The sequence below is a fragment of the Pseudonocardia sp. Ae717_Ps2 genome (genome assembly GCF_001932475.1).
Lineage (GTDB): Bacteria > Actinomycetota > Actinomycetes > Mycobacteriales > Pseudonocardiaceae > Pseudonocardia.
Map to the genome: position 1 here is coordinate 4331725 of NZ_MCIS01000001.1, position 23098 is coordinate 4354822.

Consider the following 23098-nt stretch of genomic DNA (forward strand, 5'->3'; position numbering starts at 1 on the left):
GCAACCGTATTAAGACGGATCGGAGCGTCATGCACACGGATCGACACGAGACCGCCGAGCTGGACGACTGCACCGTGCCCCTGGCCGACGAGCAGCGCGATGCGCTGCACGAGTTCTGGGACCGCGTCATCGCCGAGGAGTGGGGCCCGGCCCCGATCCCGCGACCGGCCCCGGTGGACGGGGCGTTGGTGGAGCTGGCCGAGCGCCGGCGCCGGCGCAGCACCCGCCGGGCCATGACCCGGATGACCCGAGCAGCGCAGGTCACCGCGCCCGCACCGAGCTACGGAGGTGAGGCAGCGTGATCGCGCTGCGGATCACCGTCGGCTGCGACGACTGCGCGATGGCCCTGGCCGGTACCGACCAGGTGCGGACGACGACCGACGGACTGGCGGCGGCCCGCGCCGCCGGCTGGGTGGTCCGGCTGTCCGGCCGGCTGCTGTGCCCGGCGTGTGCCGACCCGGCGCTGTGCCGGCTGCTCGGTCACGACTTCGGCCCCGCCCCGGTGTGGCGGGCGTGTGCCTGCGACGGGGCGTTGTGGGAGCACTCGACCTGCGAGCCGTGGCAGGACCCGACCTCGTGGGAGGGCTGCGGGTGGGAGTGGCGGACGTGCCGGCGCTGCGACCACGTCGACGACCGGCACGTGACCCAGGCGGACGCGGCATCGAGACGAGCCGATGAGCGCGCAGCGGACGCATACATCGCCGCGCTCGAACGTGGCGAGCTGCGCCCGCAGCCGGCACGCCGCAACGGGAACCGCAGTGAGCACCAGCCCGGCGACGGGATCTTGGCGGATGTAGCCGCCGGGCTGGCTCTCCCCCACCAGCAGAACGCACGTGAGGAGACCGCGATGGTAGAGCCGAACGGGCCCCGGCCCGCCACCCCGGCCGGGGGTGAGCAGCGGTGAGCGGGCAGACGATCGCCGTCGCGCTCGGTGTCCTGGCCGGGCTGGTCCTGATGTGGTCGTGGGCGGCCGGTGCCCGGGCCGGACGCAAGGTGCAGAAGTCGATCCACCACGCCGGCCGTACCGGCAACAACGCCGCCCGGATCGTGATGACCGCGGCTGTGGTGGTCGGGGTGCAGTGGGTGGTCGTGAAGCTCTCGGCCGACCCGATCGCGTGGGTCATCGTGCTCGGCGTCCCGGCGCTGATCGCCGGGGTGACCGTGGCGCGGATGCTCGCCGGTCCTGACGACGTCGTCCGCGTCTCGTCGCGGGGTGTCCGATGAGCGCCGCGGTGGAGCGCCTCGCCGAGCAGGCCGCCGACGCTGCCCGGGTACGAGCGCTGACCACCGATCCGGACGTGATCGCGCTGCGGGTCGAGCGGGTGCGTGCGCAGGTGGACGGGCTGCTGTGGGCCGGAATCGTGCTCGGTCTGGCGTTCACGATGGTCAACGTCCAGAGCTTCGCCGCCGCCGGCGCTCCGACGTGGTCGGCCGCGTGGTGGGTGGCGTGGCTGCTGGACCCGATGGTGTCGCTGGTGCTGCTCGCGGTGCTGCGCGCCGAGCAGGTCACCGCGCGCTACCAGGTCGCGTTGCCGACATGGGCGCGGCGGACGAAGTGGCTGACCTTCGCCGCCACCTACGTCATGAACACCTGGACGTCGTGGGGCCTGGGCGACGCGCCGTTCTCCGCGGCCGGGGTGGTGCTGCACTCGGTGCCGCCGCTGGTGGTGTTCGCGACCGCCGAGACCGGCCCAGTCCTGCGTGACCGCCTGACCGAGGCCGTGCACCGCGCGGTGACGGCCGGACCGGTCCCGACCGCCGAGCCGACTCCGGTGGTTCACGACTCGGCCGAGCCGGACGTTCACGAGCCGGTCGCCGAGCCTGCCCCGCGAATCGCGGCGGCACCGGTACGGGCGTCGCGCGGCGGTGGCAGGCGGAAGGCGGCGGCCCGGCCGCGTCGGCTGCTGGCCGACTACGTCCGGGCCGCGTCCGAAGCGCTCGACAGTGCCCGGCACGCCGGCGAGCAGGTCGACGTCACCCCGGCGTGGTGCCGGCAGGTGACGGGCTGCTCGGCCGGCACCAGCGTCAAGGTCGCCGCCGCCCTGCGGGCTGCGCCCGCGTCGATCGACTCCGCTCGTTCCCACAACCGCCGGCCGGTGGCCGGCGAGGAGGTGGCTGCGTGATGGCCGACCACCCGCACACACCGAACACCGATGAGCAGACACCAGCGACCGCGGCCGTTCACGAGCCCGCGCCCGACACCGTTCACGACGAGGGCGGGACCGGCGCCCGGGTGCTGAACTTCCGCCCACGTTCGGCCGACCCTGTCGAGCGCTCGGCACGCCCGACGGTCGTCGACGGCGAGATCATCGACGACACCGACGTCCAGCACGTCGCGGTGGACCCGCCCGCAGGCACGGACCTGGCGCTCCCGTGGCGCCGTGAGGTGTCCCGCCGCCCGGTCGTGGAACCGTGGCTGCGCAGCCGGGAGGACATCGCGGCCGCCGCCCGCTGGGCCGCCGGGTGGGCGTGGCACTCCACCGGGTTCCACACCGTCCGAGCGCCCCTCTACGCCGCCCGCCCCACGGCCCGCGCCCCGCGCGGCGCGGTGACCGCGGTCGCCGGCGCCGCCCGCTGGGCCGGCGACGCCGAGTCCCGCCCGCTGCGGGAGCAGGCCATCCGCTCCGGTGAGCCGGACCAGTACCTGCGCCTGACCGCTGCTCGCGCCGAGCGGATCACGGTCCGGCGCCGGCTGCTCGCCGCCGCGGTGCTCGGCGGCGCCGGTGCCCTGGTGGCGCTGTGGACCTTCGCGCCGCCGTGGCTGCTCGCCATCCTGCTGGTCGCCGGGGTGCTGGTGCTCGGCTGGGTCGGGTCGCCGGCCGACAAGCCGGTCACCGGGCGGTCGGTCGTCACCCACCGGCCGACGCGGCTCACCTCAGAGATGGTCGTTCGCGCCCTGGGCGCGCTCGGTCTGAGCGAGATGAACAAGGCGCTCGCGAAGGGGCCGAACGGGATCACGTTCCCCGCGCCGATCACCCGTGACGGGCCGGGCTGGCGCGCGGACGTCGACCTGCCGTTCGGGGTGACGGTGACCGACATCGTCGAGCGCCGCGACCGGCTCGCGTCCGGCCTGCGCCGCCCGCTGGGCTGCGTGTGGCCCGAGCCCGCGCACGACGCCCACGCCGGCCGTCTCGTGCTGTGGGTGGGCGACCAGGACATGAGCCAGGCCCGCCCGCGCCCGTGGCCGCTCGCCGCGCACGGCGAGGTGGACCTGTTCAAGCCGGTCCCGTTCGGGGCCGACCAGCGCGGCCGGTCGGTGTCGCTGCTGCTGATGTTCTCCAACGTCCTGATCGGGGCGATGCCGCGGGTGGGGAAGACGTTCGCGCTGCGGGTGCTGCTGCTGGCCTGCGCCCTGGACCCGACCGCACAGCTGCGGATCTTCGAGTTGAAGGGCACCGGGGACCTGTCACCGATGGAGGGGTGCGCGCACCGCTATGCCTCCGGCGCCGACGACGCCACGCTGGAACTGGCGATGGAATCGCTGCGCGAGCTGTACGCCGAGCTCAACACCCGGGCCAAGCGCATCCGGGAGCTGCCGCGGGAGCTGTGCCCGGAGAACAAGGTCACCCCGCAGATCTCCGGGCGCCGCGACCTGGGCCTGTTCCCGATCCTCCTGGCGGTCGACGAGTGCCAGGAGCTGTTCTCCCACCCCGACTTCAAGGACGAGGCCGACCGGCTCGCGACCGGCATCATCAAGCGCGGACCGGCGATGGGGATCATCCTCATCCTCGCCACGCAGCGCCCGGACGCGAAGTCGCTGCCCACGGGGGTCAGCGCGAACGTCGGGACCCGGTTCTGCCTGCGGGTGATGGGCCAGACCGAGAACGACATGGTGCTCGGCACGAGCGCCTACAAGAACGGCATCCGGGCGACCACGTTCACCGCGAAGGACAAGGGCATCGGCTACCTCGTCGGCGCCGCCGACGAGCCGCAGATCGTGCGCTCGGCCTACATCGACGCACCCGCCGCGGAGACCATCGCCGCGCGCGCCGGTGCGCTGCGGGAGGCCGCCGGCACCCTGTCCGGCCACGCCGTCGGCGAGACGACGGAGCAGACCGGCGGACCGTCGCGGTCGGTGCTCGGTGACGTCGCGGCGGTGTTCGCACCGGGCGAGGACCGGCTGTGGTCCGACGTCATCGCCGCCCGGCTGGTCGAGCAGTGGCCGACCACCTACACCGGCACCACCCCGGCGACGCTCGCCGCCGCCCTGCGCCCGTACGGGGTCGAGCCCAAGCAGGTGTGGGGCACCGACCCCCAGACCGGCGACGGGCGCAACCGGCGCGGCTACCACCGCGATGCCATCACGACCGCGTGGGAGACCGCAGAACGGCGGCGGCGCACCGGCACCGACGGTGACACCGAGTAGCGAGACGGAACGGCGCGGCGGCGGGTGCGACTAGCAGTGAGCCCCGCTAGGCCTAGCACCCGCCGCTAGCGCGCCACACCACATCTGATCAGCCCGCTAGCAACATAGCGCCACCAGGGCGAACGCACCGGGAAACCCTCCACACAGCATCCACGCGGGTGCTGCGGCGCTAGACCCATGCCGAAATCAGGAGCCCGAATGTCGACACAGAGTGACCGTTCCGGCAGTCCCGCAGCCCGTGCTCGTCTCGCCGGCTGGCTCGACCTCGCTGCCCGCGGCTGGCACCTCTTCCCGGTCCTGCCCGGCCGCAAGCAGCCCGCCATCCCGGCGTGGGAGTCCCGCGCCACCACTCACCCGGAGACCATCGTGGACTACTTCACCGCCCACCCCGACCACAACGCCGGCATCGCCTGCGGCCCCTCCCGGCTCCTGGTCATCGACTGCGACACCCCCAAGCCGACCGACCCCGACCAGACCCGCGACGGCACCGCCGTGCTCGCCGGCCTCGCTGCCGGCCGGAGCGGACTGCCCGACACCTGGACCGTCGCGACGCCGTCCAGCGGCCGGCACCTGTACTTCCGGGCCCCCGCGGTCCGGCTCGGCAACACCGCCCGCACGCTCGGACCGATGCTCGACAGTCGCGGGCACGGCGGGCAGGTGCTCGCCCCCGGCAGCCGGCTGCCGAACGGCTCCTACGAACTGCTCGACGACACCGACCCGCCCCCGCTGCCGGGGTGGTTGGTCTGGCACCTGTCCGTTCGCCCCGCCACGGCCATCTCAGCGCCGTCCGAGCGGCCCGCCACCACGCCGCGCGACGCCGGGGCCTACGTGTCGGCAGTCGTTCGGGCGGAGCTGCAGCGGGTCGCTGCGGCCGGGCGCGGGGGCCACAACGCCGCGGTGTTCACCGCCGCTCGCGCCCTCGGACAGCTCGTCGGGGCCGGGGTGCTCGACCACGACCAGGCCGCCGCGGACCTGACCGCTGCGGCCGGCCACATCGTCGACGGGCCGTGCGACTGCACCGCCGCCGACATCGCCGCCACGATCGCGTCCGGACTCGGCTACGGCGCCCGCCGGCCGCGCCGGCTGCCCACCCTGTCGAGCGCTCGCTCCCACGGCGAGGGGCGGCGGTCGGCATGAGCACCACACCCGCCGGCCTGCGCGCCGTCCCGGACCTGCCCGCCATCGCGCCGGCCGAGCTGCTCGACCAGGTCGCCGCGTTCGTCTCCCGGTTCTCGGTGTTCCCCGACCGGCACACCGCCCCGATGCTGGCGCTCTGGTACGCCCACACCCACGCCGTCCAGAACTTCTACACGACCCCGCGCCTCATCCTCGACAGCGCCGAACCCGGCTCCGGCAAGACCCGCGTCCTGGAAGTGGCGCAGTACCTCGTCCGCAAGCCCGAGATGACCATCTCGATCACCACCGCAGCCATCTTCCGGATGCTCTGCGACGGCCCGGTCACGCTGCTGTTCGACGAGATCGACGCCGTGTTCTCCCCCAAGGGCGGCGGGAACAACGAGGACCTGCGCGGCCTGCTCAACTCCGGATACAAGCGCTCGGCCACCGTGTCCCGCTGCGTCGGCGACGCCTCCCGGATGAAGGTCGAACGGTTCCCGGTCTTCGCCCCGGTCGCGCTGGCCGGGATCGCCGGCGCCATGCCCGCCACGATCACCACCCGAGCGATCACCGTGCACATGCGCCGCCGCGCCCCGCACGAACGCGCCGAAGCGTTCCGCGAGCGCCGCGTCGAGAACGAAGCGACGCCGCTGCGCGAGCAGCTCGCCGCTTGGCTCGACAGGGTCGGGGAGGACGAGCTGGTCGGGGCCGAGCCGGTCATGCCCGAACAGGTCACCGACCGCGCCGCCGAGGTCTGGGAGCCCCTGCTCGCCATCGCCGACCTCGCCGGCGGGCACTGGCCCGACACCGCCCGCGCCGCCGCCGTGCACTTCGTCGGCCAGGCCACCGAGACCGGCACGTCGGTCGGGACGCGGCTGCTCGCCGACCTGCGCGCCCTGTTCACCGCCCACGAGGCCGAGCGGATGGCGACCAGCGACATCATCGGCCGGCTCTGCGCCGACGAGGAAGCCGGCTGGGCCGACCTCGACGGCCGCCCCCTCGACGCCCGACGCCTCGCCCGCGAGCTGGCCCGCTACGGCGTCCGCCCCGGCCCACTGCGCATCGGCGGGCACGTCACGAAGGGCTACCACGTCGACGGCGCTCTCTCCGACGCGTTCGCCCGCTACCTCCCACCCGCGACCGAGCCCACCCCGGCAGGTGCGGTTACTGCGGTTACACCGGTTACACCGCAGGTCAGGGTCGTAACCGATCCCGAGCGCGTAACCGCACCGTCGGTTACACCCCCTGTCGAGCCTCCATCCGACGACCCTCCCGGCGGAGCCGCCGTAACCGACGCTGCGGTTACACCCCGCTCGTCGGTTACGCCCCTGACCAGGCACGTAACCGCTGTAACCGCTGTAACCGACTCCGACGGGGGTGCCTGACATGGCGAGCCAGTACCTCACCGTGCCGCAGACGGCCGAGTACCTGAACACCTCAGAGCGGTTCGTCCGCAGGCTCGTTGCGGAGCGACGGATCGCGTTCCACCGAGTCGGGCGGCACGTGCGCTTCGCCGTGGCCGACCTGGACGCGTGGCTGTCCGGATGCCGTGTCGAACCCATTCGGCGCGGCCGTCGGCGGGTGGCTGCCTGATGGCGAACAAGAAGGGGCACCGCCGATTCGGCAACGTGCGCAAGCGAGCGTCGGGGCGGTACCAGGCCAGCTACTTCACGCCCGACGGGCGCCGGCAGTTCGCGCCGGAGACGTTCGAGCGCAAGGGCGACGCCGTGCAGTGGCTGGTCGTCGTCGAGGGCGAGATGCTGCGCGGGGAGTGGGCCGACCCCTCGTTGGGCCGCGTCCTGTTCGGCGACTACGGCGCGACGTGGATCGAGGAGCACAAGATCAGCCTCCGGACCCGGGAGGAGTACCGGAGCATCTGGCGGAACCACGTTGAGCCCTTCCTCGCCTCCGTCGAACTCGCCGCCATGTCCACCGGCACCATCCGGACCTGGCGGGCGAACCTGCTCGACAGTGGGCGCTCGGAGGACCGGACGGCGAAGGCGTACCGCCTGGTCCGAGCGATCATGAACACCGCGGTGGACGACGGCCGGGTCAAGCGCAACCCGTGCCGTATCAAGGGGGCAGGCGAGCACCGGACTCCCGAACGCACAACCGCAACCGTGGAGCAGGTCTTCGACGTCGCGGGGCGGATGCCCGAGCGGTTCCGGGCACTCGTCCTGGCGGCCGCGTTCACCGGCCTGCGCTGGGGCGAGCTGGTCGGTCTGCGTCGCTGCGACATCGACCTGAGCACCGGCACCGTGCACGTGAGGCGCAAGCTCGCGCAGTTGAGCCGGGGAGGGCTGCAAGCCGGACCTACGAAATCCGCCGCAGGGGTCCGCAACGTCGCCGTTCCGGACTTCCTGCGTGAGGAACTGCGGGCCCACATCGAGAAGTTCGCCGGGGCCGGCCCCGAGGGGCTGGTGTTCCGGGGCGAGCGCGGGGCGATGCTGCGGCGCGGCAACTTCGGCCGCGCCGCCCGGTGGCCGGAGACCGTGGTGAAGGCCGGCCTGCCGGTCGGGTTCCACTTCCACGATCTCCGGCACACCGGCAATCAGCTCGCCGCCAACTCCGGCGCGACCACCCGCGAACTCATGCACCGCATGGGCCACGGGTCGATGCGAGCCGCGATCATCTACCAGCACGCGAGCACCGAGCGGGACCGGCGCATCGCCGACGAGATGGGCGCCATGGTCGAGCGCGAGAGACAGCCTCGCCCGGCTGCGGAGCGGCCCGACGACCGCTCCTCCGAGAACGGCTAATCGCCCGCTAATCGCCCGAAGAAGGAACGGCGCCCCTCCCAAGATCGGGGGTGGGCGCCGTTTCGGCTGGTAGACCTACCTGAGCGGGCGACGGGAATCGAACCCGCGTAGCCAGTTTGGAAGACTGCGGTCAATGCGCTGTCCACCTGCGCGGCCTGCGCCGGTCGACTGACCGTGAGTGACCGTGGTTGTCCGCCAGTACTCGCACGCTCATTGCACGACCAGACCCCGTCGGGTGTCTTTTTTCCCACGCGCCCGGCCCTGCTGGTGATCTCCTCGCGGCGCGGGTTCACCCCTGCCAGGCCGAGGGGCGGGGTGCAAGGCACGGGGTTCAGCCTTGCACCCCGCCCCTCGGCCTGGTTGCCGTCTCGGCGCGCCGTGAGGAGATCACCAGCCCTGCCGCACTCCCCCCGATCTCCGAGCGGTGTCGGGTTCGGGCGGAGCCCGGCCGCCGGAGGCACCTCGGGCGGCACGCCCGGCCTACAGGGCGGACGGACGGCGGTCCCGCATCGACAGCGGCGCGACACGACGCGGAGCAGGAGCACCGGCGACCATCGTGCAAGCGTGCCGTCGGCGACTCTCTGGGGTTCAGGCGACTGCCTGGTGGTTTGGGGTCGGGTAGCCGAGCCCGCCGCCGCGAACGGGCCGGAGGTGTAGTGAGCGAGCGGCGGGGGCGGCGTGCCCGACCCCGCGCCGCCGAAGGCGGCGCCTTGATCCCCTAAAGCACAATTCGGCAACACGCACGACCTAGGCAGACGACGTGTTGCAAGCCAGCTCGGGCGGAACAGCGCCGGCAACGAGGTCAGCCACCGGACGCATCATGGCGGTTGAAAGAAGCGATGATGTGGTGGGCGGCGTCGACGGGCGTGACCATCGAGGTATCCAAAGTCGTCGCCGGCGGAGGCAAGAGTGGCGTGGCGTCCCAAGCATCGAGCCGCGCCTGGAGGTCGGTGCTTCCTCGCTGCTGCAATCTACTGTTTGCCACATCACGGGGACACCAGAGAGCGAGAACGAGCCAATGAGTCTCTGGAGTCGCAGCAACAACGGCGTCAACGGCTTCCGGCTGACCTAGATGCAAAACTGGCCAACCGCTAGCGAGACTTTGCCTTAGTCCGACTCTGTCAATAATATAGGTAGCGCTGTACCGACTGTTCTGCCAAATTACACAACCGGAGCGAGTCAGCCTATCGCACACCAATCGATCCACCATCCGGTAACCATCAGTTCTACCGGGACCACACTTTATACGACGAAACAAGTGGAAACGCATATCGCAGCTAGTCAGCGCCGCCGTGACAGTGTCCTTACCTGCCGCGGGCGGCCCATAGAGCAGAATCCCGCGGGTCATACTGAGATCTTTTCGATGATCCGGCGAGCCTGTGACTGAAGCGGCTCACTTGATGCAGAGTTCTCTACAACAAAGTGGTCGACCGGAGGTCGAAAATTAAGATCGAGACCATCCAGATGAGCCCCCCAATCTGCAAGCTTTGTCGCGTCCCGGGCTGCTCCGCGCCGACGAAGATAGCTATGCATCGTCCGTGCATCACAGGCAACCCAAACGAGGGTGGTGTCTGCATTGAATGCAGCATGGGAGTCAATCGTGCGACGTAGCCATGCCGGATCAGAAAACTCTCTCAAGAAAGGGGCATCAGCGATGACGCTGTTACCACACTGGAGATTCTCGGTCACGACAGCAGCGACCACCTCGTATTCGCGAGGACGCACCTGCTTGAGGTAGACGGCAGATTCGCGGTCATGGGGAGATCGCCCAAGGACCTCTAGCACTTGTTCCACTAGCGGGCGAGTCACGGTGTCTTTGTCAATCACAGCCCAGCCGACCTCGCGAGCAATAGTGCGCGCCAATTCAGATTTTCCGCTACCTGGATAACCCCCTATCAAGATCACTTGCGGGCGGCGGTCTCGCCGAAGATCAGGCCGCCCCTGCCTCGGAGCACGAACGGTCCGCCTGGACCTCGGCTCGTTTACGATCAGGCCATCCTCAGCAAGGAGCTTCATCGCCTCAGAGATCGTGAAGGGGCTAACTCCCCACTCGGATGCGAGCGCCTTGGTTGAGGGGAGAGTCGCGCCGTTGATTAGGCGGCCCGCTGAGATGTCATTGGCGATGTGGCGAGCAATCTGCGCGTGCAGCGCCTCGCCCCGCGACAGTGTCCGTCGTAGTGGCTCCATGATCTCGACTTCCTGGCCGTCCCGCTCGGCCGCTCTAGCTAGCTGCCCGGTGTTCCACTCGCACCCCGGCGCGCGCGGTGCACGGAAATTCTACCAACGCAGCGAGCGTTGTAGCTGGTCAGCACCCCCGTCAAGAGGTCGTTGCCATTCAGTTGACATGCTTAACTGTCAACTGCTAGCTTCACGTAGAGCTTGCAGCTGAACGCAGAGAGCGAACTACGGAGGAGCTGGCATGGCACGGAGCAACAGGTTTGTGGTGGCGATGGGTGATGTGTTCCCGCGCGGCGCGTTCGTTGTGTCGGAGGTGGAGGCGGTGCGGGACTTCGACAAGTCTTCGCCGGGGCGTCCGGTGCAGCAGGTGGATCGGGAGTCGGGGTTGCCGGTGTGGTCTGTGTCGGTGCTGGATGCTGATCCGGAGGCGCGGCGGTCGGAGAAGACGGTGGTGGTGAAGATCGCGGCGGCGCATCAGCCGGTGCCGCCGGAGGCGGCTGGGGGGTTGCCGTTCCGGCCGGTGGAGTTCGACGGCCTGACGGTGACTCCGTATGTGCAGGAGTCGGGTGGTCGTCCGCGTGTGGCCTACAGCTTCCGCGCGGCGGGGATGCGCTCCCCTGGTCCGCAGCGTGGGCAGGCGGGCAAGAACCAGGACGCGGCCTGACCGGGTGTGGTGTGGAGGAGCCCGTTAGTGGCGGGCTCCTCCACGAGGTCTTCCTCGTCTCATGTTGTGGCCGTAGCAGGCACTCGATCGACTCGGAAGGACACCGAGCATAGATGAACGTTGAGTTTTCTCCATCCCCTGCCGTTCGGCTCGGGGGTGTGACCGGTGCTGGCGAACGCAGCTGGGTTGCTGGGGCGGCGTGTCGGGGGATGGACACGGGGTTGTTCTTCCCCGTCGATGATCGTCCGGGGGCTGCCGAGTCTGCGTTGGCGGTGTGCCGTCGCTGCCGGGTTCGTGGGATCTGTCTGGTGGAGGCGTTGCTGGTGGAGGACCCGGCCCGCCGTTTCGGTGTGGTTGGTGCCACGACTCCGGCGGAGCGGGATCGTCTGCATCGCACCGCACGTGTCGCCTCCCGCCGCGAGGCTGCCGCTGTCACCTCGATGTCGGGGAGGGCTGCGGCATGAGCCCCAACGCGACCACGGACATCGATGGCGGGGAGCGTGCGGTGTGGTGTGAGGTGTGTCTGACCCCGCTGGATGAAGTGGCGTCGGCGCCGCGGCGGTGTGGTGATCATCGCGGGCAGCTCGCGTTGGTCCCGGCGCCGGTGGTGTGTGGGCCGCGTCGTTCCCCGGGGTGGGACGGGGACCGGCGATGACAACGACGACGGCGGGTGCTCTGGTCCTGGCCGGGTTGGTGGCGCTGGTGGCGCTGGCTGGTCTGCACTGGTTGGGGCAGTTCTTCGGTCGGATCGCTGAGGGGGTGGCGACGATCGCGGTCGTGTTCGTCACCGTGTGGCTGGTGGGCAAGGCCACGGTGATCGTCGCGGTGTGGGTGGTCCGGCATTGGCGTACCACGATCACGACGGTCGGGGTCGTCGGGTGGTGCTGGCTGTGGGGCTGGCCGTCGCTGCTGGGCACTGTTGTTGCGGCGGTGCTGGTGTTGTCGGTGTGGTGGTGGGTCTCGGTGGTGTCGTTCGACCGCGGGGCCGGGCGACGGTTGCGGGCGTGGTGGCTGCGCTGGACGGTCTATGCCCCTCGGATGCCCCGCTGGCTGCGTTCGTGCAACCTCACGGTCCCTGACCGGGTGGGGCCGGCGGTGGCGCAGGTGAATCCGTTGCGTCGGACCCCGGTGGTGTCGCGGTCGCGGCCGGTGGCCGATCAGCTCCCTCGGATCGTGGGGGTCCGGTCGGGGCCGTCGTGGGACGAGGTCCGGGTTCGGCTGGTGGCGGGGCAGACCCCCGAAGAGTTCGACACCGCGACCCGCGCTCTGGCGGTGGCCCGGGGTGTGCGCCGCTGCCAGGTCCGGGAGGTCGCCCCGAATGTGGTGTCGATCGATTTCCAACGCCGCAACCTCCTCGATGTCCTGGTTCGTTCGCCAGGGGTCGAGACGCTGTCCGGGATCGACGGGGCTGCGGTTGATCTGGGGAAGGTCTGGTCGGGGCGCACCGAGTACGGCACGGATTGGTGGCAGTCGTTGATCGGCGGTCACACCCTGGTTGCGGGGGCTACGGGGGCGGGGAAGGGGTCGTTGATGTGGGCGCCGCTGGTCTCGGTCGCCCCCGCGATCCGTGACGGTCTGGTGCGGGTCAACGGGATCGACCCCAAGGGGATGGAGCTGGCCTACGGACGCGGGGTGTTCCACCGCTACGCCGTCACCTCGAAAGACGCACTCGCCCTGCTCGATGACCTCGTCGAGCAGATGGAAGCCCGTAAACGCGCCTACGCCGGTGCGACCCGCCTGGTCCCGATCACGACGGAGACGCCGTTGGAGATTGTAGAGTTCGACGAGATCGGTGCGCTGCTGCGTTACGGCGGGGACCGCAAGACCCGCGAGGCGATCACCGACCGCGTCGCCCTGTTGACGACCCAGGGCCGCGCTCTGGGGTTCACGGTGCGCGGGTATGTGCAGGAACCGACGAAGGACACCGTCCCGGTGCGGGAGTTGTTCCCCCGCCGGATCTGCCTGCGCGTGGCGTCGAAGTCCCACGTGTCGATGGTGCTGGGGGATCAGGCCTACGACCGTGGTGCGTGGGCGAACCGGATCGGTGAAGACGAACCCGGCGTGGGTTATCTGTTCGGCGACGGCATCCGTGAACCCCTGCGTGTCCGGGCCGGGTGGGTGTCCGACGGCGCGGTGAAAGACCTCGAAACGTTCGTCACCCGCACTGCCCCGCCCGCAGATATGGCGGCACCGGTACTCACCCTGCCCGCGCCCACCGACACCCTGCCCGAGGCCCACCGCGAGATCGGAGACGCCGCATGACCCCCACCGACACAGCGAGTCGGGAGCCGGTCGATCAGGACACGCTCAGCCGGGCGCAGAAGGCGATGCTCGCTCTGTCCGACGATGTCGCGGTCCAGCTCGCCGCAGACCACGGGGTGTGTGTCCGCCCTCTGGCGATGCGGCGGATCGACCAGTCCAGCGGCCGGGTCGAGGTCGTCCCGGTGCCGTGCAGGTCGACACGGGAGGATCAGTGCCGCCCGTGCGCGGACAAAGCCCGACGGCTACGCATGGTCCAGTGCCGCGAAGGCTGGCACCTCGACAACGAACCCATCGTGAAACCGGCTGACCCGACCGACGCGCAGAAAGAGTTGATGGCCGCCCGCGCGGACTTCCACGCCGCCTACACCGACTGTCTCGCCGCAGGTGCCGAAGCCGAGTGCGCTGAGATCCGCGAGATCGTCGAGGACATCGACACCGAACTCCGCGCTCTCGGTGTCCGGGGCCGCCTCGCCCCTCTCGACCCGACACCCCAGACCGTGCGCCGCTCCACCCGCCGACGCCAGGACGCACCCAACCTCCCACGCCGCCCGGTGGAGGACCGCACCGTGGGCCGGGTCTTCGGCGGGAAGTACCGGCCCTCCACGTTCCTCACCCTCACCCTCGACACCTACGGCCGCGTCGACGGCCACGGCGCCGCCCTCGACCCCGACACCTACGACTACCGCCGCGCCGCCCGGGATGCGATCCACTTCCCGAAACTGCTCGACCGGTTCTGGCAGAACACGCGGCGCTGTGTGGGTTGTGGACCGTTCCCGATCTTGTAGACACCGGTCGTAGACTGCCGCTGATCGCAGCGGAGGGGATCGCGTGGCGACACGCCGCCATTTCACCCAGGAGTATAAGGACCAGGCCGTCAGTCTTGTCCTCGATTCCGGCCGAACAATCGCCGAGGTAGCGAAGAGTATCGGCGTCCACGAGATGACGTTAGGCAAGTGGGTGAAGAAAGCACGCGAATCCGGGCAGGTCCCGGACACGGACCTGTCCGAACCGGAGCGGGCCGAGCTGGAACGGCTCCGCAAGGAGAACACGACCCTGCGAATGGAGCGGGACTTCGCAAAAAAAGTAGCGACCTGGTTCGCGAAAGAACAGCCGTGAAATACGCGGCGATCGCGGACTGGGCAACCGAGGGCGAGTATCCGGTCACGTTCATGTGCGCCCAGCTCGGCGTGGCCCGACAGGGCTACTACCGGTGGCTCAAGACCGGACCCAGCCAGCGGGAACGCACCGACGCCGAGCTCACCGACACGATCCGAGAGATCCACCACGACCTGCGCGGTGACCCCGGCGTGCGCCGGGTGTGGGCCGAGCTGGTCGCTCGCGGCCACCGGACCGCCCGCAAGCGGGTCTGGCGGCTCATGCGCGCCGCCGGCCTGCAAGGCCGCCACCCTCACACCTGGCGCAAGACGACCGTCGCAGGTCTACGCCCGATCGACGCCCCGGACCTGATCGGGCGTGACTTCACCGCCGAGGCTCCCGACACCCGCTGGTGCGGCGACATCACCTACATCCAGACGGTCGACGGCTGGGCCTACCTCGCCACCGTGATCGACCTGCACTCCCGCAAGGTCGTCGGCTACGCCGTGGCCGACCACCTGCGCACCAACCTGATCATCGAGGCCCTCGCCGCCGCCCTGCTCACCCGCCGCCCACCAGCCGGAGTGATCATGCACAGCGACCGCGGGACGCAATACACGAGCCGGGAGTTCACCGACTTCTGCGCCGCCAACAATGTGGCCCGATCGATGGGCCGACGCGCCACCTGCTTCGACAACGCCGTCGCCGAGTCGTTCTTCGCCAGCTACAAGAAAGAACTCATCCACACCCGGCCATGGAACGACGTCACCGAGGTCCGACAGCAGACATTCGCGTGGATCGAGAGCTACTACAACCGTCGCAGACGGCACTCCACCCTCGGATACTTGACACCCACCGAATACGAGCTAGGATTCAGGAAAATAACCGACTTGGCAGCCTAAACCGGCGTCAAAGAAATCGGGAACACTCCAGTTGGGACGTGCAGTACTTCGGCACCGTCGAACCCCAGAAACGCGGAGCACCCCATTTCCACGCCGCCATCCGCGGCACCATCCCCCGCTCCGAACTCCGAGCGATCACCGCCGCGACCTACCACCAGGTCTGGTGGCCCGCCCACGACGAACTCGTCTACAGCGGGGACCGGCTCCCCCGCTGGGACCACCACCACAAGGCGTTCGTCGACCCCGACACCCGGGCACCGCTGCCCACCTGGGACGAGGCCACCGACCCCGACGCCCTCGCGGCTCCGGCGCACACGGTGGTGTTCGGGCCGCAGGTCCACGTCAAGGGAATCCTCGGCGGCACCGAAGAAGCCGGACGGCACATCGGTTACCTGACCAAGTACCTCACCAAGAGCGTCGGGCAAGCCGCCGGCGTCGACGAGTCCGCCACGTCACGGCAGCGCGAGCACGCCCGCCGCCTCGCCGCCGAACTCGCGATCACGCCGTGCTCGCCGCGCTGCCCGATCTGGCTGCTCTACGGGATCGAACCCAAGGGCGCCCGGCCGGGGACGACGCCAGGGCATTGCAAGGGCAAGGCACACAAGCCCGAGCACCTCGGCATCGCCGGACGCCGCGTCCTCGTCTCCCGAAAATGGTCCAACAAGTCCCTGTCCGACCACCGCGCGGAACGGACGGCGTTCGTTCGGCAACTCCTCGACCAGGCCGGAGTGAAACCCGCTTACGCGATCGATGACGGGCCCTTCGACTGGGAACCCGTACGCCCCGGTGACAGCGACGTCCCACCCCGCCCCGTCCTGCTCCTGCACGCCATCCACCAACGCCAACGATGGCGAGCCGACTACGACGCCGCCCTCCTCGCCACCAGCAACGCACCACCTGACGAGCGTTCGACAACTACCGATCAAGCCGCGTAGGAGGGGCCGGTCGATGGAGCAGTACCTGACCGTGGCCGAGACCGCGCAGTACCTGAACACCTCCCCGCGGTTCGTGCGGCGCCTCGTCGCAGCCCGGCGGATCGCATTCCACCGCGTCGGACGACATGTCCGCTTCGCTGTGACCGACCTCGACACCTGGCTCGCCGAAGGACGAGTCGAACCGTTCCCCCGCCACCGACACCGGCCCCGGCACCACCGAGGAGGCCGATGATGACGAGGCAAAAGAGTTGCTCGACAAAGCGACGTCGGTTCGGTTCCATCCGCCGCCTGCCCTCCGGGCGTTACCAGGCCAGCTACCTCACCCACAGCGGGCACCGCCAGACCGCACCGGAGACGTTCGACCGTAAAGGCGACGCCGACCAGTGGCTCATCCTCGTCGAGAGCCAGATGCTGCGCCGCGAATGGCTCGACCCTGCTCTCGGCGAGGCCCTCTTCAGCGATTACGGCGACCAGTGGATCACCGAACACAAGATCAGCGCCCGCACCAGAGAGGAGTACCGCAGCATCTGGCGACACCACATCGACCCGTTCCTCGGCCCGATCAACCTCGCCGAGCTCAGCCCTGCGGTCATCCGCACCTGGCGTACCACCCTGCTCGCCGCCGGACGATCCGAAGACCGCACCGCGAAGGCCTACCGCCTGGTCCGCGCGATCTGCACCACCGCTGTCGACGACGGCCGCATCACACGCAACCCCTGCCGCATCAAAGGCGCCGGTGAACACCGCACCCCCGAACGGCCCACCGCCACCATCACCCAGGTCTTCGACCTCGCCGACGCGATGCCTCCGCGCTTCCATGCCCTGGTCCTGTCCGCCGCGTTCACCGGCCTACGCTGGGGAGAACTGGCCGGGCTCCGCCGCTGCGACCTCGACCTGGACAGCGCCACCCTCCACGTCCGGCGACGCCTGGCCCAACTCAGCCGAGGCGGACTCCGCCCCGGACCACCCAAGTCCACCGCAGGGATCCGCACCATCGCGCTCCCCTCGTTCCTCGTCGCGGCCCTCGACAACCACATCGCCGCCTACTCCGGCCCACCGCCGGATGGGCTGATCTTCTGCGGACAACGCGGCGGCATGCTCCGACGCGGGAACTTCGGACGCGCGACCAACTGGCCCATCACCATCATCAAGACCGGGCTACCGGCCGGGTTCCACTTCCACGACCTGCGCCACACCGGTAACCACCTCGCCGCCACCGCCGGAGCCAGCACCCGTGAACTCATGCACCGCATGGGCCACGGCACCATGCGCGCCGCACTTATCTACCAACACGCCACCACCGAACGCGACCGCCGCATCGCCACCCAGATCGCCACGCTGGTCGACCGCGAACGCCACCACCATGGCCGCCAAGGCCCTATCATCGGCCGCAACGAACAAAACGCAGGAGTCCACGACGCGCTCGATACCTGATCCTTGTCCACGCGGTCAGCCCTCGGCTACCATATTCTCCATCGAGCACGTGCGCATCATTCCGAAGAGAACGTCTCAGTCAGCGGAGCGATATCGCTGCGCCCCTTGATCTTCAGTCCACCCAATTTCGTATTCACCGTAGGAGAATGTTGACTCAGGAAATTCTCGGCCTTTGCGCATCATAAATTCATCGGCAGCCGCGCTGTCGCGAAAAACTCCGAGGATTCGACAGGATTCGACACCCTCCTCGAGAACAATCCAGACCGTCCGTTTCATCGCGGCACTAGTAGCCACAGGGCAAGTCTACTCGGGGAGTAATTACAGCTGACTGGTAGGTGCGACCGAGCTGAACGGAGTACCCCTTTGTCTCCTGCTGGAACCTCGAAGTATTATTGTTCTTGCAGTAGAACTCAATATTCTTCTGCGTGAGCGATGCTACCCCGCGGGACGTTCCCGTCTTCCTGTCCACCTGCTTGTAGCGCAGGCCGGCCCACTCCACGATGTAGAGAGTGCTCGTCTGTGAAATAATTGTCGGCCTGCCGGCTTTGCAACTTGTGTATGGCTTAGCTCCGACGGACTTCTTGCCTGCAGAGGTTCGGGGATGAACGACCGATGGATATAATGTGCATTGGAACGGATCTAGGGTCGCCATCGGTTGAGCCGATCGAGGGTCAGCGTCGTGATATGGTTGATACGCAGCACTCCGCCCCGCAATACGCTGAAGTTCGTCCAGATAGTTCTCGTCAGGACCCGGTTCACTGGCGAGTGCCGGATGAGCCAGTCCCACCGTTGCGAATACAACAGCCAGGGCCAGTCCGATAGAACGCCTCACTGATTACCTCCCCCATAGAGTGGATGAATACTAAACAGGCGCAAATAGGCGTCGCGACGCATCACCACTGGCAAATATTGGTGATCGCCGTGTTGGCGTAATGGAGCTGCAGCTTGACCCCCTCGTCGACTTGAACGTCGAATCCTTTCGGATCATCTACAGCAAGATACGGCAGCACCACCTTGTAGCTAGCCACCCACGCCTCAACTGCAACTTTCAGATCCCCGTTCTTCAAATTTAGCGCTCCTCCTTCCATCATCGAGGGGATGGAGTGAAGCTGGATCGGGGTCAAGACTTGATTCGCCACAGGCCAGCCGACGCCGTGTGCAGTCAGGTCAGCCTGGGTGATCGCGCACCATTCGACATCCTCGAGGGGTTTCTGACAGCCAGCAACGAGAGACCCCACCACCCCGAGCGCCAGCAGCAACGCCGCAGACCCGACCTTCGGTCGAGACATCGGCGCCCCTTCTCTCCTTGCACACCGGTCGCACGTCCCTGCCCGACCTCTCTTCAAGATCGACTAGGGCTGGTGTTTCGGCCTGTCGTGCGGCGTGAGCGGGCGACGGGAATCGAACCCGCGTAGCCAGTTTGGAAGACTGGGGCTCTACCATTGAGCTACGCCCGCATGCCCCGATCTCACCGATCAGGACCTCCACAGCGTATCCCACACCGGCCCCGTGAACATCCCCGCCCCCGGGTACGTACACACCGGCCACAGGGACGTTCAGGAGGTTCGCAGACACCGATGAAGGCGCCCCACCGCAGGCTGCGCTCCGTCGACGCGCGCGCCGCAGAACCCGGGCTCGACACCGAGCAGGGGCTCCGGGCCGCGTACACGGCGCACGGAGCCGAGCTCTACCGCTACGCCCTGCGTCAGCTCGGCGACGAGGGCGCGGCCCAGGAGTCCGTGCAGGAGGTCTTCCTGCGCGCCTGGCGTCGCGCCGACTCCTACGACCCGTCGATCGCCAGCCTGCGGGTGTGGTTGTTCGCCATCGCCCGCAACGTGGTGATCGACGAGATCCGTAGGGTCGCGGCGCGGCCCTGGCGACGCAGGCTCACCGACGAGCCCGACCCCGGGAACGACTCCGTCGGCCCTGCCGACGACGCGCTCGTCGACGGCTGGCTGGTCGAGGAGGCGTTGCGGCGGCTCCGTCCGGAGCACCGGCAGGCGATCGTCGAGGCGTACCTGCGGGGCCGCCCGCACGCCGAGATCGCGGCGGAGGCGGGGGTTCCCCTGGGGACGATCCGGAGCCGGGTCTTCTACGGGCTGAAGGCGTTGCGACTGGCGATGGACGAGATGGGGGTGGAACCGTGACTCCGGACGAGCACCGGGCGATGCGGGAGTCGCTGGGCGACCACGCGATGGGCCGGCTGGAGGGCGACGAGCTGGCGACCCTCGAGGCCCACCTGCAGGGCTGCCCGGCGTGCCGCAAGGAGCTGGCCGAGGTCGCGAGTGTGCTGCCCGCGCTGGGCCGGGTCGATCCGGACCAGCTCGACCACACCCCCGCTCCCCCGCCGGACCTGGGTGACCGGATCGTCGCGGCGGCGCGGGCCGAGCGCCCGGCGTCCACCGCGGGCCGGTCACGGAGCCGGTGGGCACCGGTCGCCGCGGCGGCCGCGGCCGCGCTGCTCGTCGGCGGCGTCGGCGGCTACCTGGTCGGCGACCACGACGGCATTCCGCGCGAGCCGGTCGCGGTCCAGGCGATGGACCCCGCGGTGCGGGCCACGGCGGTCGCGATCCCGCACACCTGGGGCGTCGAGATCGTGCTCGACGGCGACGGGTTCCGCTCCGGTGCGACCTACCGCGTCGTCGTCGAGGCCGAGGACGGGCGCGAGGTGAGCGCGGGCGAGTTCATCGGGACCGGCGCGTCGCCGATGGTCTGCAACCTCAACTCCTCGGTGCTGCGGGCCGACGCGGAGCAGTTCCGGGTCGTCGACGGCGCCGGGGCCACGGTGCTGCGCGGCAGCCTGGCTACCTGACCCGGCGGGCGGCGTTGGCGACCAGCCCGAGCAGGAACAGGGTGCTGACCAGCGCCGTCCCGCCCGCGGACACCAGCGGCAGCTGCTGGCCGGTCACCGGGAGCAGACCGACGACGTAGCCGACGTTCATCACGGCCTGCACGACGACCCAGGTCACGGTCGCCGCCGTCACCAGCCGCAGGAACGGATCCCGGGTGCGAACGGCGACGCGCAGCCCGACCCAGGCGAGCAGCAGGTACAGCGCCAGCACGGCGAGCCCGCCGACCAGCCCGAGCTCCTCGCCGATGACGGCGAAGATGAAGTCGTTCGCGGCGTTGGGCAGGTAGTCCCACTTCGCGCGGCCCTGCCCGAGGCCGGTGCCGAACAGGCCGCCGTCGGCGAGGGACAGCAGCGCCTGGCGGGACTGGTAGCCGGCGCCGAGCTCGTCGCCCGCGCCGAGGAACGTGCTGATCCGGTCGCGGCGGTAGTCGGCGGTGAGCCCCAGGACGGCGACGCCGAGCAGCGCCCCGACGGACATGCCGCCGAGCAGCAGCAGCGGCGCTCCGGCGAAGAACAGCAGCGACAGCACGATGACACCGAGCGCCACCGTCGTGCTGAGCGCGGGTTGCAGCATGAGCAGCGCCGCCGCCAGCAACGCGATCGGGACCAGTGGGAGGACGGCGTAGCGGCCCCGGCGCACGGCACGGCCGCGCAGGGCCAGCACGTGCGCGCCCCACAGCAGGAGCACGACCTTGGCCGCCTCGCCCGGCTGCACGGTGAACCCGGCGACCGAGATCCACCGGCGCGCACCGCCGCGGACCTCGCCGATGCCCGGGACCAGCACGAGCACCAGCGCGGCGAGACAGGCGAACAGCAGCCACGGCGTCCACCGTCGCAGCCCGGCCGGTGACACCCACATCCCGAGCGCGAACGCGCCGGCCCCGAGCAGCAGGAAGATCAGGTGGCGGACGAAGACGGTCAGCACCATCCCGTCCGCGACGGTCCGCCCGCCCGCCGAGGCCGACAGCACCATCACGACGCCGACCGCGAGCAGCACGCCCGTCGCCCCGAGCAGCAGGTGCAGCGGCGGGACGCGGCGCAGCCGGGCGAGCCGCGACGCCCGGGGGCGTCCGGCTGCGGCGCCCGTCGGGCGCGGGTCGCGCTGTCGCGGCACCGTCACCCGATCAGTGTGGTCCCGGACCGGGTGTCCGGAGTGGAACCGGACGTCTCGGCGCGTCGGGCAACGGTCACAGCGCGCGGGCGTGCACGACCACGTTGTCGAGGTAGCTGAGTGCCTCCCGGTCGAAGTCGCCCGCACAGGTGACCAGGCGCAGCTGGTCCGGTGACGTACCGCCGAACACGGCGAAGGTCGGGAACGCGTCCTTGGGCATCTGCTCGGTCCGCTCGACGGCGTAGCTGTCGACGGAGCCGTCGTCGCGACCGACCTCGATCACGTCGCCCGGGGCGAGGTCGGCCAGGTCGATGAACACCGCGGGCCCTTCACGTGAGTCGACGTGCCCGAGCAGGACGGTCGGGGCGGGCGCGGTGCCGCGGTCGAACCAGCCGACGCGGTCGTAGTCCTGCGGCACCTCGGCGGTGCCGTCGTCGGCGATGCCGAGCCGGAGCAGCTGCGACTCGTCCACCCCGATCGCCGGGATGTGCAGCGAGACGGGCACACCGGCGGCCGCCGGGACCGCGCCGGGCGGCGCGCCGGCGGACGGCACCGCAGGCGCGGGAGTGGGGGCGGGCGGTGCCGCGCACCCCACGAGCAGGAACACCAGCGCGACGACGCCCGGGAGCAGCAGGGCTCCCGGGCGCCGGTCACGCGCGCGGTCAGCCCTGCGCACGGCCCCGGCGGGCCATCAGCACGCCCGCACCGGCCGCGGCGGCCAGGCCGGCAGCACCGACCGCGTAGAGCGCGGTCGAGTCGGAGGAGGACCCACCGGCGCCGGTCTCGACGCCGCCCATCGGGACGGCGGCGAGCTGGCCGCGCACCGTGCCGGCCGCGAAGTCGGCGGTGTGGGTGTCACCGGTGAAGCCGGCCGGGTTCGCCTCGATCTGCTTCAGCGAGAAGCCGGTGGCGGTGTCCTGGCCGTTCGGGCCCTCGAGCCCGGTGGTGAACGGGCCCTGCAGGCAGCCCGACGAGGTGCGGACGTCGCCGTCGCCCTCGGGGTTCGGGAACGCCAGGCGCGGCGGGCCGGGCTTGCCGAGCGCCGCCTCGTGGATGTGCGTCGCGGTCTTGGCCGGGCTCTGGTACTCCCCGGTGACGCCGCGCAGGGTGATGTCGTAGCAGATGATCTCGTCGTCGGAGTTGATCCGGAAGTTGAACTCGCCGGTCGCGCCGGGCTGACCGGGGACGGCCTGCCCGTCGTTGTTGACGATGGTGTCCGGGGTGGCGCTCACGGTGTACATGCTCGTGAAGGTCGACGGCTCCCCGACCTCGGTCTCCTGGGCGAACGCGATCCCCGCGGTCGCGGCGAAGCCGAGTGCGGTGGCGGCGGTGACGGCGGCGAGGCGGGGCAGGGTGCGGCGCATCCCGGTGTCCTTTCTGACGGGTTCATCCTTGATTGCCCGTCTCTACGACCACCGCGTCGGC

Annotated in this window: 24 protein-coding genes, 1 tRNA gene and 1 pseudogene; 20 read left to right on the forward strand and 6 right to left on the reverse strand. The window is 70.0% G+C overall.

What is annotated here, in order from left to right; translation table 11 throughout:
• The first annotated feature begins 29 nt into the window (after nt 1–29).
• The 9 genes from Ae717Ps2_RS19910 (at nt 30) to Ae717Ps2_RS19950 (ending at nt 8241) form a co-directional block, all read left to right on the forward strand.
• The gene (locus Ae717Ps2_RS19910; RefSeq protein WP_075333740.1) at nt 30–302 is read left to right on the forward strand and encodes a hypothetical protein; all 273 of its coding nucleotides are present in this window, start codon (nt 30–32) and stop codon (nt 300–302) included.
• Nucleotides 299–904 carry a hypothetical protein gene (locus tag Ae717Ps2_RS19915; RefSeq protein WP_075333741.1) on the forward strand — a complete coding sequence of 202 codons (606 nt, stop codon included), beginning with the start codon at nt 299–301 and terminating at the stop codon, nt 902–904. The genes Ae717Ps2_RS19910 and Ae717Ps2_RS19915 overlap by 4 nt, the downstream gene beginning before the upstream one ends.
• Nucleotides 901–1224, forward strand: a complete 324-nt coding sequence (locus Ae717Ps2_RS19920) for a hypothetical protein (RefSeq protein ID WP_075333742.1) — start codon at nt 901–903, stop codon at nt 1222–1224. Before Ae717Ps2_RS19915 ends, Ae717Ps2_RS19920 begins: the two co-directional genes overlap by 4 nt.
• Entirely contained in the window at nt 1221–2123 is a 903-nt protein-coding gene (locus Ae717Ps2_RS19925; protein ID WP_075333743.1) for a hypothetical protein, read from the forward strand. The genes Ae717Ps2_RS19920 and Ae717Ps2_RS19925 overlap by 4 nt, the downstream gene beginning before the upstream one ends.
• Nucleotides 2123–4366, forward strand: a complete 2244-nt coding sequence (locus Ae717Ps2_RS19930) for an FtsK/SpoIIIE domain-containing protein (protein ID WP_075333744.1) — start codon at nt 2123–2125, stop codon at nt 4364–4366. The genes Ae717Ps2_RS19925 and Ae717Ps2_RS19930 overlap by 1 nt, the downstream gene beginning before the upstream one ends.
• Nucleotides 4367–4564: 198 nt before the next feature.
• Nucleotides 4565–5503 carry a bifunctional DNA primase/polymerase gene (locus tag Ae717Ps2_RS19935; RefSeq protein WP_075333745.1) on the forward strand — a complete coding sequence of 313 codons (939 nt, stop codon included), beginning with the start codon at nt 4565–4567 and terminating at the stop codon, nt 5501–5503.
• On the forward strand, nt 5500–6867 hold the full coding sequence (locus Ae717Ps2_RS19940) for a DUF3631 domain-containing protein (protein ID WP_075333746.1): 1368 nt from the start codon (nt 5500–5502) through the stop codon (nt 6865–6867). Before Ae717Ps2_RS19935 ends, Ae717Ps2_RS19940 begins: the two co-directional genes overlap by 4 nt.
• A gap of 1 nt (nt 6868) precedes the next feature.
• The gene (locus Ae717Ps2_RS19945) at nt 6869–7075 is read left to right on the forward strand and encodes a helix-turn-helix domain-containing protein (protein WP_075333747.1); all 207 of its coding nucleotides are present in this window, start codon (nt 6869–6871) and stop codon (nt 7073–7075) included.
• Nucleotides 7075–8241 (forward strand): site-specific integrase, encoded by a 1167-nt coding sequence (locus Ae717Ps2_RS19950; protein WP_075333748.1) that lies wholly within the window; start codon nt 7075–7077, stop codon nt 8239–8241. Before Ae717Ps2_RS19945 ends, Ae717Ps2_RS19950 begins: the two co-directional genes overlap by 1 nt.
• A gap of 1344 nt (nt 8242–9585) precedes the next feature.
• Here Ae717Ps2_RS19950 and Ae717Ps2_RS19965 read toward each other — a convergent pair.
• Nucleotides 9586–10428 (reverse strand): AAA family ATPase, encoded by an 843-nt coding sequence (locus Ae717Ps2_RS19965; RefSeq protein WP_075333750.1) that lies wholly within the window; start codon nt 10426–10428, stop codon nt 9586–9588.
• A 232-nt stretch (nt 10429–10660) separates the two neighbouring features.
• Between Ae717Ps2_RS19965 and Ae717Ps2_RS19970 the strand changes: the two genes are divergently transcribed.
• The 9 genes from Ae717Ps2_RS19970 (at nt 10661) to Ae717Ps2_RS20010 (ending at nt 17711) form a co-directional block, all read left to right on the forward strand.
• Entirely contained in the window at nt 10661–11083 is a 423-nt protein-coding gene (locus tag Ae717Ps2_RS19970) for a plasmid replication, integration and excision activator (RefSeq protein WP_075333751.1), read from the forward strand.
• Between the two features lie 113 nt (nt 11084–11196).
• Nucleotides 11197–11547, forward strand: a complete 351-nt coding sequence (locus Ae717Ps2_RS19975) for a WhiB family transcriptional regulator (RefSeq protein ID WP_083702444.1) — start codon at nt 11197–11199, stop codon at nt 11545–11547.
• Between the two features lie 187 nt (nt 11548–11734).
• Nucleotides 11735–13345 (forward strand): FtsK/SpoIIIE domain-containing protein, encoded by a 1611-nt coding sequence (locus Ae717Ps2_RS19980; RefSeq protein ID WP_075333753.1) that lies wholly within the window; start codon nt 11735–11737, stop codon nt 13343–13345.
• Nucleotides 13346–13410: 65 nt separating this feature from the next.
• Nucleotides 13411–14130, forward strand: a complete 720-nt coding sequence (locus tag Ae717Ps2_RS38375) for a replication initiator (protein WP_369804879.1) — start codon at nt 13411–13413, stop codon at nt 14128–14130.
• Nucleotides 14131–14173: 43 nt separating this feature from the next.
• Nucleotides 14174–14461 carry a transposase gene (locus Ae717Ps2_RS38380; RefSeq protein WP_075333031.1) on the forward strand — a complete coding sequence of 96 codons (288 nt, stop codon included), beginning with the start codon at nt 14174–14176 and terminating at the stop codon, nt 14459–14461.
• Complete coding sequence (locus Ae717Ps2_RS19995) at nt 14458–15342, forward strand: IS3 family transposase (protein ID WP_075333032.1); 885 nt, start codon at nt 14458–14460, stop codon at nt 15340–15342. Before Ae717Ps2_RS38380 ends, Ae717Ps2_RS19995 begins: the two co-directional genes overlap by 4 nt.
• A gap of 38 nt (nt 15343–15380) precedes the next feature.
• Nucleotides 15381–16277: a replication initiator gene (locus tag Ae717Ps2_RS20000; RefSeq protein ID WP_198932217.1), complete on the forward strand. Its 897-nt coding sequence runs from the start codon at nt 15381–15383 to the stop codon at nt 16275–16277.
• Nucleotides 16278–16290: 13 nt separating this feature from the next.
• Nucleotides 16291–16509 (forward strand): helix-turn-helix domain-containing protein, encoded by a 219-nt coding sequence (locus Ae717Ps2_RS20005; protein WP_075296915.1) that lies wholly within the window; start codon nt 16291–16293, stop codon nt 16507–16509.
• Nucleotides 16506–17711, forward strand: coding sequence for a site-specific integrase (locus tag Ae717Ps2_RS20010; RefSeq protein ID WP_233147635.1), 1206 nt, complete (start codon nt 16506–16508; stop codon nt 17709–17711). Before Ae717Ps2_RS20005 ends, Ae717Ps2_RS20010 begins: the two co-directional genes overlap by 4 nt.
• 893 nt (nt 17712–18604) lie before the next feature.
• On the opposite strand, the gene Ae717Ps2_RS20015 is transcribed toward Ae717Ps2_RS20010, so the two are convergent.
• Both Ae717Ps2_RS20015 and Ae717Ps2_RS20020 read right to left on the reverse strand, forming a co-directional pair.
• Nucleotides 18605–19000, reverse strand: coding sequence for a hypothetical protein (locus Ae717Ps2_RS20015; RefSeq protein ID WP_075333755.1), 396 nt, complete (start codon nt 18998–19000; stop codon nt 18605–18607).
• Between the two features lie 97 nt (nt 19001–19097).
• Nucleotides 19098–19168: transfer RNA gene (locus Ae717Ps2_RS20020), tRNA-Gly, on the reverse strand.
• 120 nt (nt 19169–19288) lie between these two features.
• Between Ae717Ps2_RS20020 and Ae717Ps2_RS20025 the strand changes: the two genes are divergently transcribed.
• Both Ae717Ps2_RS20025 and Ae717Ps2_RS38385 read left to right on the forward strand, forming a co-directional pair.
• Entirely contained in the window at nt 19289–19858 is a 570-nt protein-coding gene (locus Ae717Ps2_RS20025) for a sigma-70 family RNA polymerase sigma factor (protein WP_075310820.1), read from the forward strand.
• Nucleotides 19855–20523, forward strand: coding sequence for a zf-HC2 domain-containing protein (locus Ae717Ps2_RS38385; RefSeq protein WP_083702446.1), 669 nt, complete (start codon nt 19855–19857; stop codon nt 20521–20523). Before Ae717Ps2_RS20025 ends, Ae717Ps2_RS38385 begins: the two co-directional genes overlap by 4 nt.
• Here the strand turns inward: Ae717Ps2_RS38385 and Ae717Ps2_RS20035 are convergent.
• The 3 genes and pseudogenes from Ae717Ps2_RS20035 to Ae717Ps2_RS20045 all read right to left on the reverse strand — a co-directional run.
• Nucleotides 20516–21682 carry an FtsW/RodA/SpoVE family cell cycle protein gene (locus Ae717Ps2_RS20035; RefSeq protein WP_075333756.1) on the reverse strand — a complete coding sequence of 389 codons (1167 nt, stop codon included), beginning with the start codon at nt 21680–21682 and terminating at the stop codon, nt 20516–20518. The genes Ae717Ps2_RS38385 and Ae717Ps2_RS20035 overlap by 8 nt on opposite strands.
• A 67-nt stretch (nt 21683–21749) precedes the next feature.
• Entirely contained in the window at nt 21750–22349 is a 600-nt protein-coding gene (locus Ae717Ps2_RS20040; protein ID WP_075310824.1) for a sortase domain-bontaining protein, read from the reverse strand.
• Nucleotides 22350–22542: 193 nt separating this feature from the next.
• Nucleotides 22543–23037: pseudogene (locus tag Ae717Ps2_RS20045) on the reverse strand (CHRD domain-containing protein); the annotation flags it as partial.
• Nucleotides 23038–23098 lie beyond the last annotated feature (61 nt).

What these genes read in the sequence shown, in the direction of transcription:
- Ae717Ps2_RS19910 (WP_075333740.1), top strand. Translation starts at nt 30, where the DNA reads ATGCACACGGATCGACACGAGACCGCCGAGCTGGACGACTGCACCGTG.
- Ae717Ps2_RS19925 (WP_075333743.1), top strand. Translation starts at nt 1,221, where the DNA reads ATGAGCGCCGCGGTGGAGCGCCTCGCCGAGCAGGCCGCCGACGCTGCC.
- Ae717Ps2_RS19930 (WP_075333744.1), top strand. Translation starts at nt 2,123, where the DNA reads ATGGCCGACCACCCGCACACACCGAACACCGATGAGCAGACACCAGCG.
- Ae717Ps2_RS19935 (WP_075333745.1), top strand. Translation starts at nt 4,565, where the DNA reads ATGTCGACACAGAGTGACCGTTCCGGCAGTCCCGCAGCCCGTGCTCGT.
- Ae717Ps2_RS19940 (WP_075333746.1), top strand. Translation starts at nt 5,500, where the DNA reads ATGAGCACCACACCCGCCGGCCTGCGCGCCGTCCCGGACCTGCCCGCC.
- Ae717Ps2_RS19945 (WP_075333747.1), top strand. Translation starts at nt 6,869, where the DNA reads ATGGCGAGCCAGTACCTCACCGTGCCGCAGACGGCCGAGTACCTGAAC.
- Ae717Ps2_RS19950 (WP_075333748.1), top strand. Translation starts at nt 7,075, where the DNA reads ATGGCGAACAAGAAGGGGCACCGCCGATTCGGCAACGTGCGCAAGCGA.
- Ae717Ps2_RS19965 (WP_075333750.1), bottom strand. Translation starts at nt 10,428, where the DNA reads ATGGAGCCACTACGACGGACACTGTCGCGGGGCGAGGCGCTGCACGCG.
- Ae717Ps2_RS19970 (WP_075333751.1), top strand. Translation starts at nt 10,661, where the DNA reads ATGGCACGGAGCAACAGGTTTGTGGTGGCGATGGGTGATGTGTTCCCG.
- Ae717Ps2_RS19975 (WP_083702444.1), top strand. Translation starts at nt 11,197, where the DNA reads ATGAACGTTGAGTTTTCTCCATCCCCTGCCGTTCGGCTCGGGGGTGTG.
- Ae717Ps2_RS19980 (WP_075333753.1), top strand. Translation starts at nt 11,735, where the DNA reads ATGACAACGACGACGGCGGGTGCTCTGGTCCTGGCCGGGTTGGTGGCG.
- Ae717Ps2_RS38375 (WP_369804879.1), top strand. Translation starts at nt 13,411, where the DNA reads ATGCTCGCTCTGTCCGACGATGTCGCGGTCCAGCTCGCCGCAGACCAC.
- Ae717Ps2_RS20005 (WP_075296915.1), top strand. Translation starts at nt 16,291, where the DNA reads ATGGAGCAGTACCTGACCGTGGCCGAGACCGCGCAGTACCTGAACACC.
- Ae717Ps2_RS20010 (WP_233147635.1), top strand. Translation starts at nt 16,506, where the DNA reads ATGATGACGAGGCAAAAGAGTTGCTCGACAAAGCGACGTCGGTTCGGT.
- Ae717Ps2_RS20015 (WP_075333755.1), bottom strand. Translation starts at nt 19,000, where the DNA reads ATGTCTCGACCGAAGGTCGGGTCTGCGGCGTTGCTGCTGGCGCTCGGG.
- Ae717Ps2_RS20025 (WP_075310820.1), top strand. Translation starts at nt 19,289, where the DNA reads ATGAAGGCGCCCCACCGCAGGCTGCGCTCCGTCGACGCGCGCGCCGCA.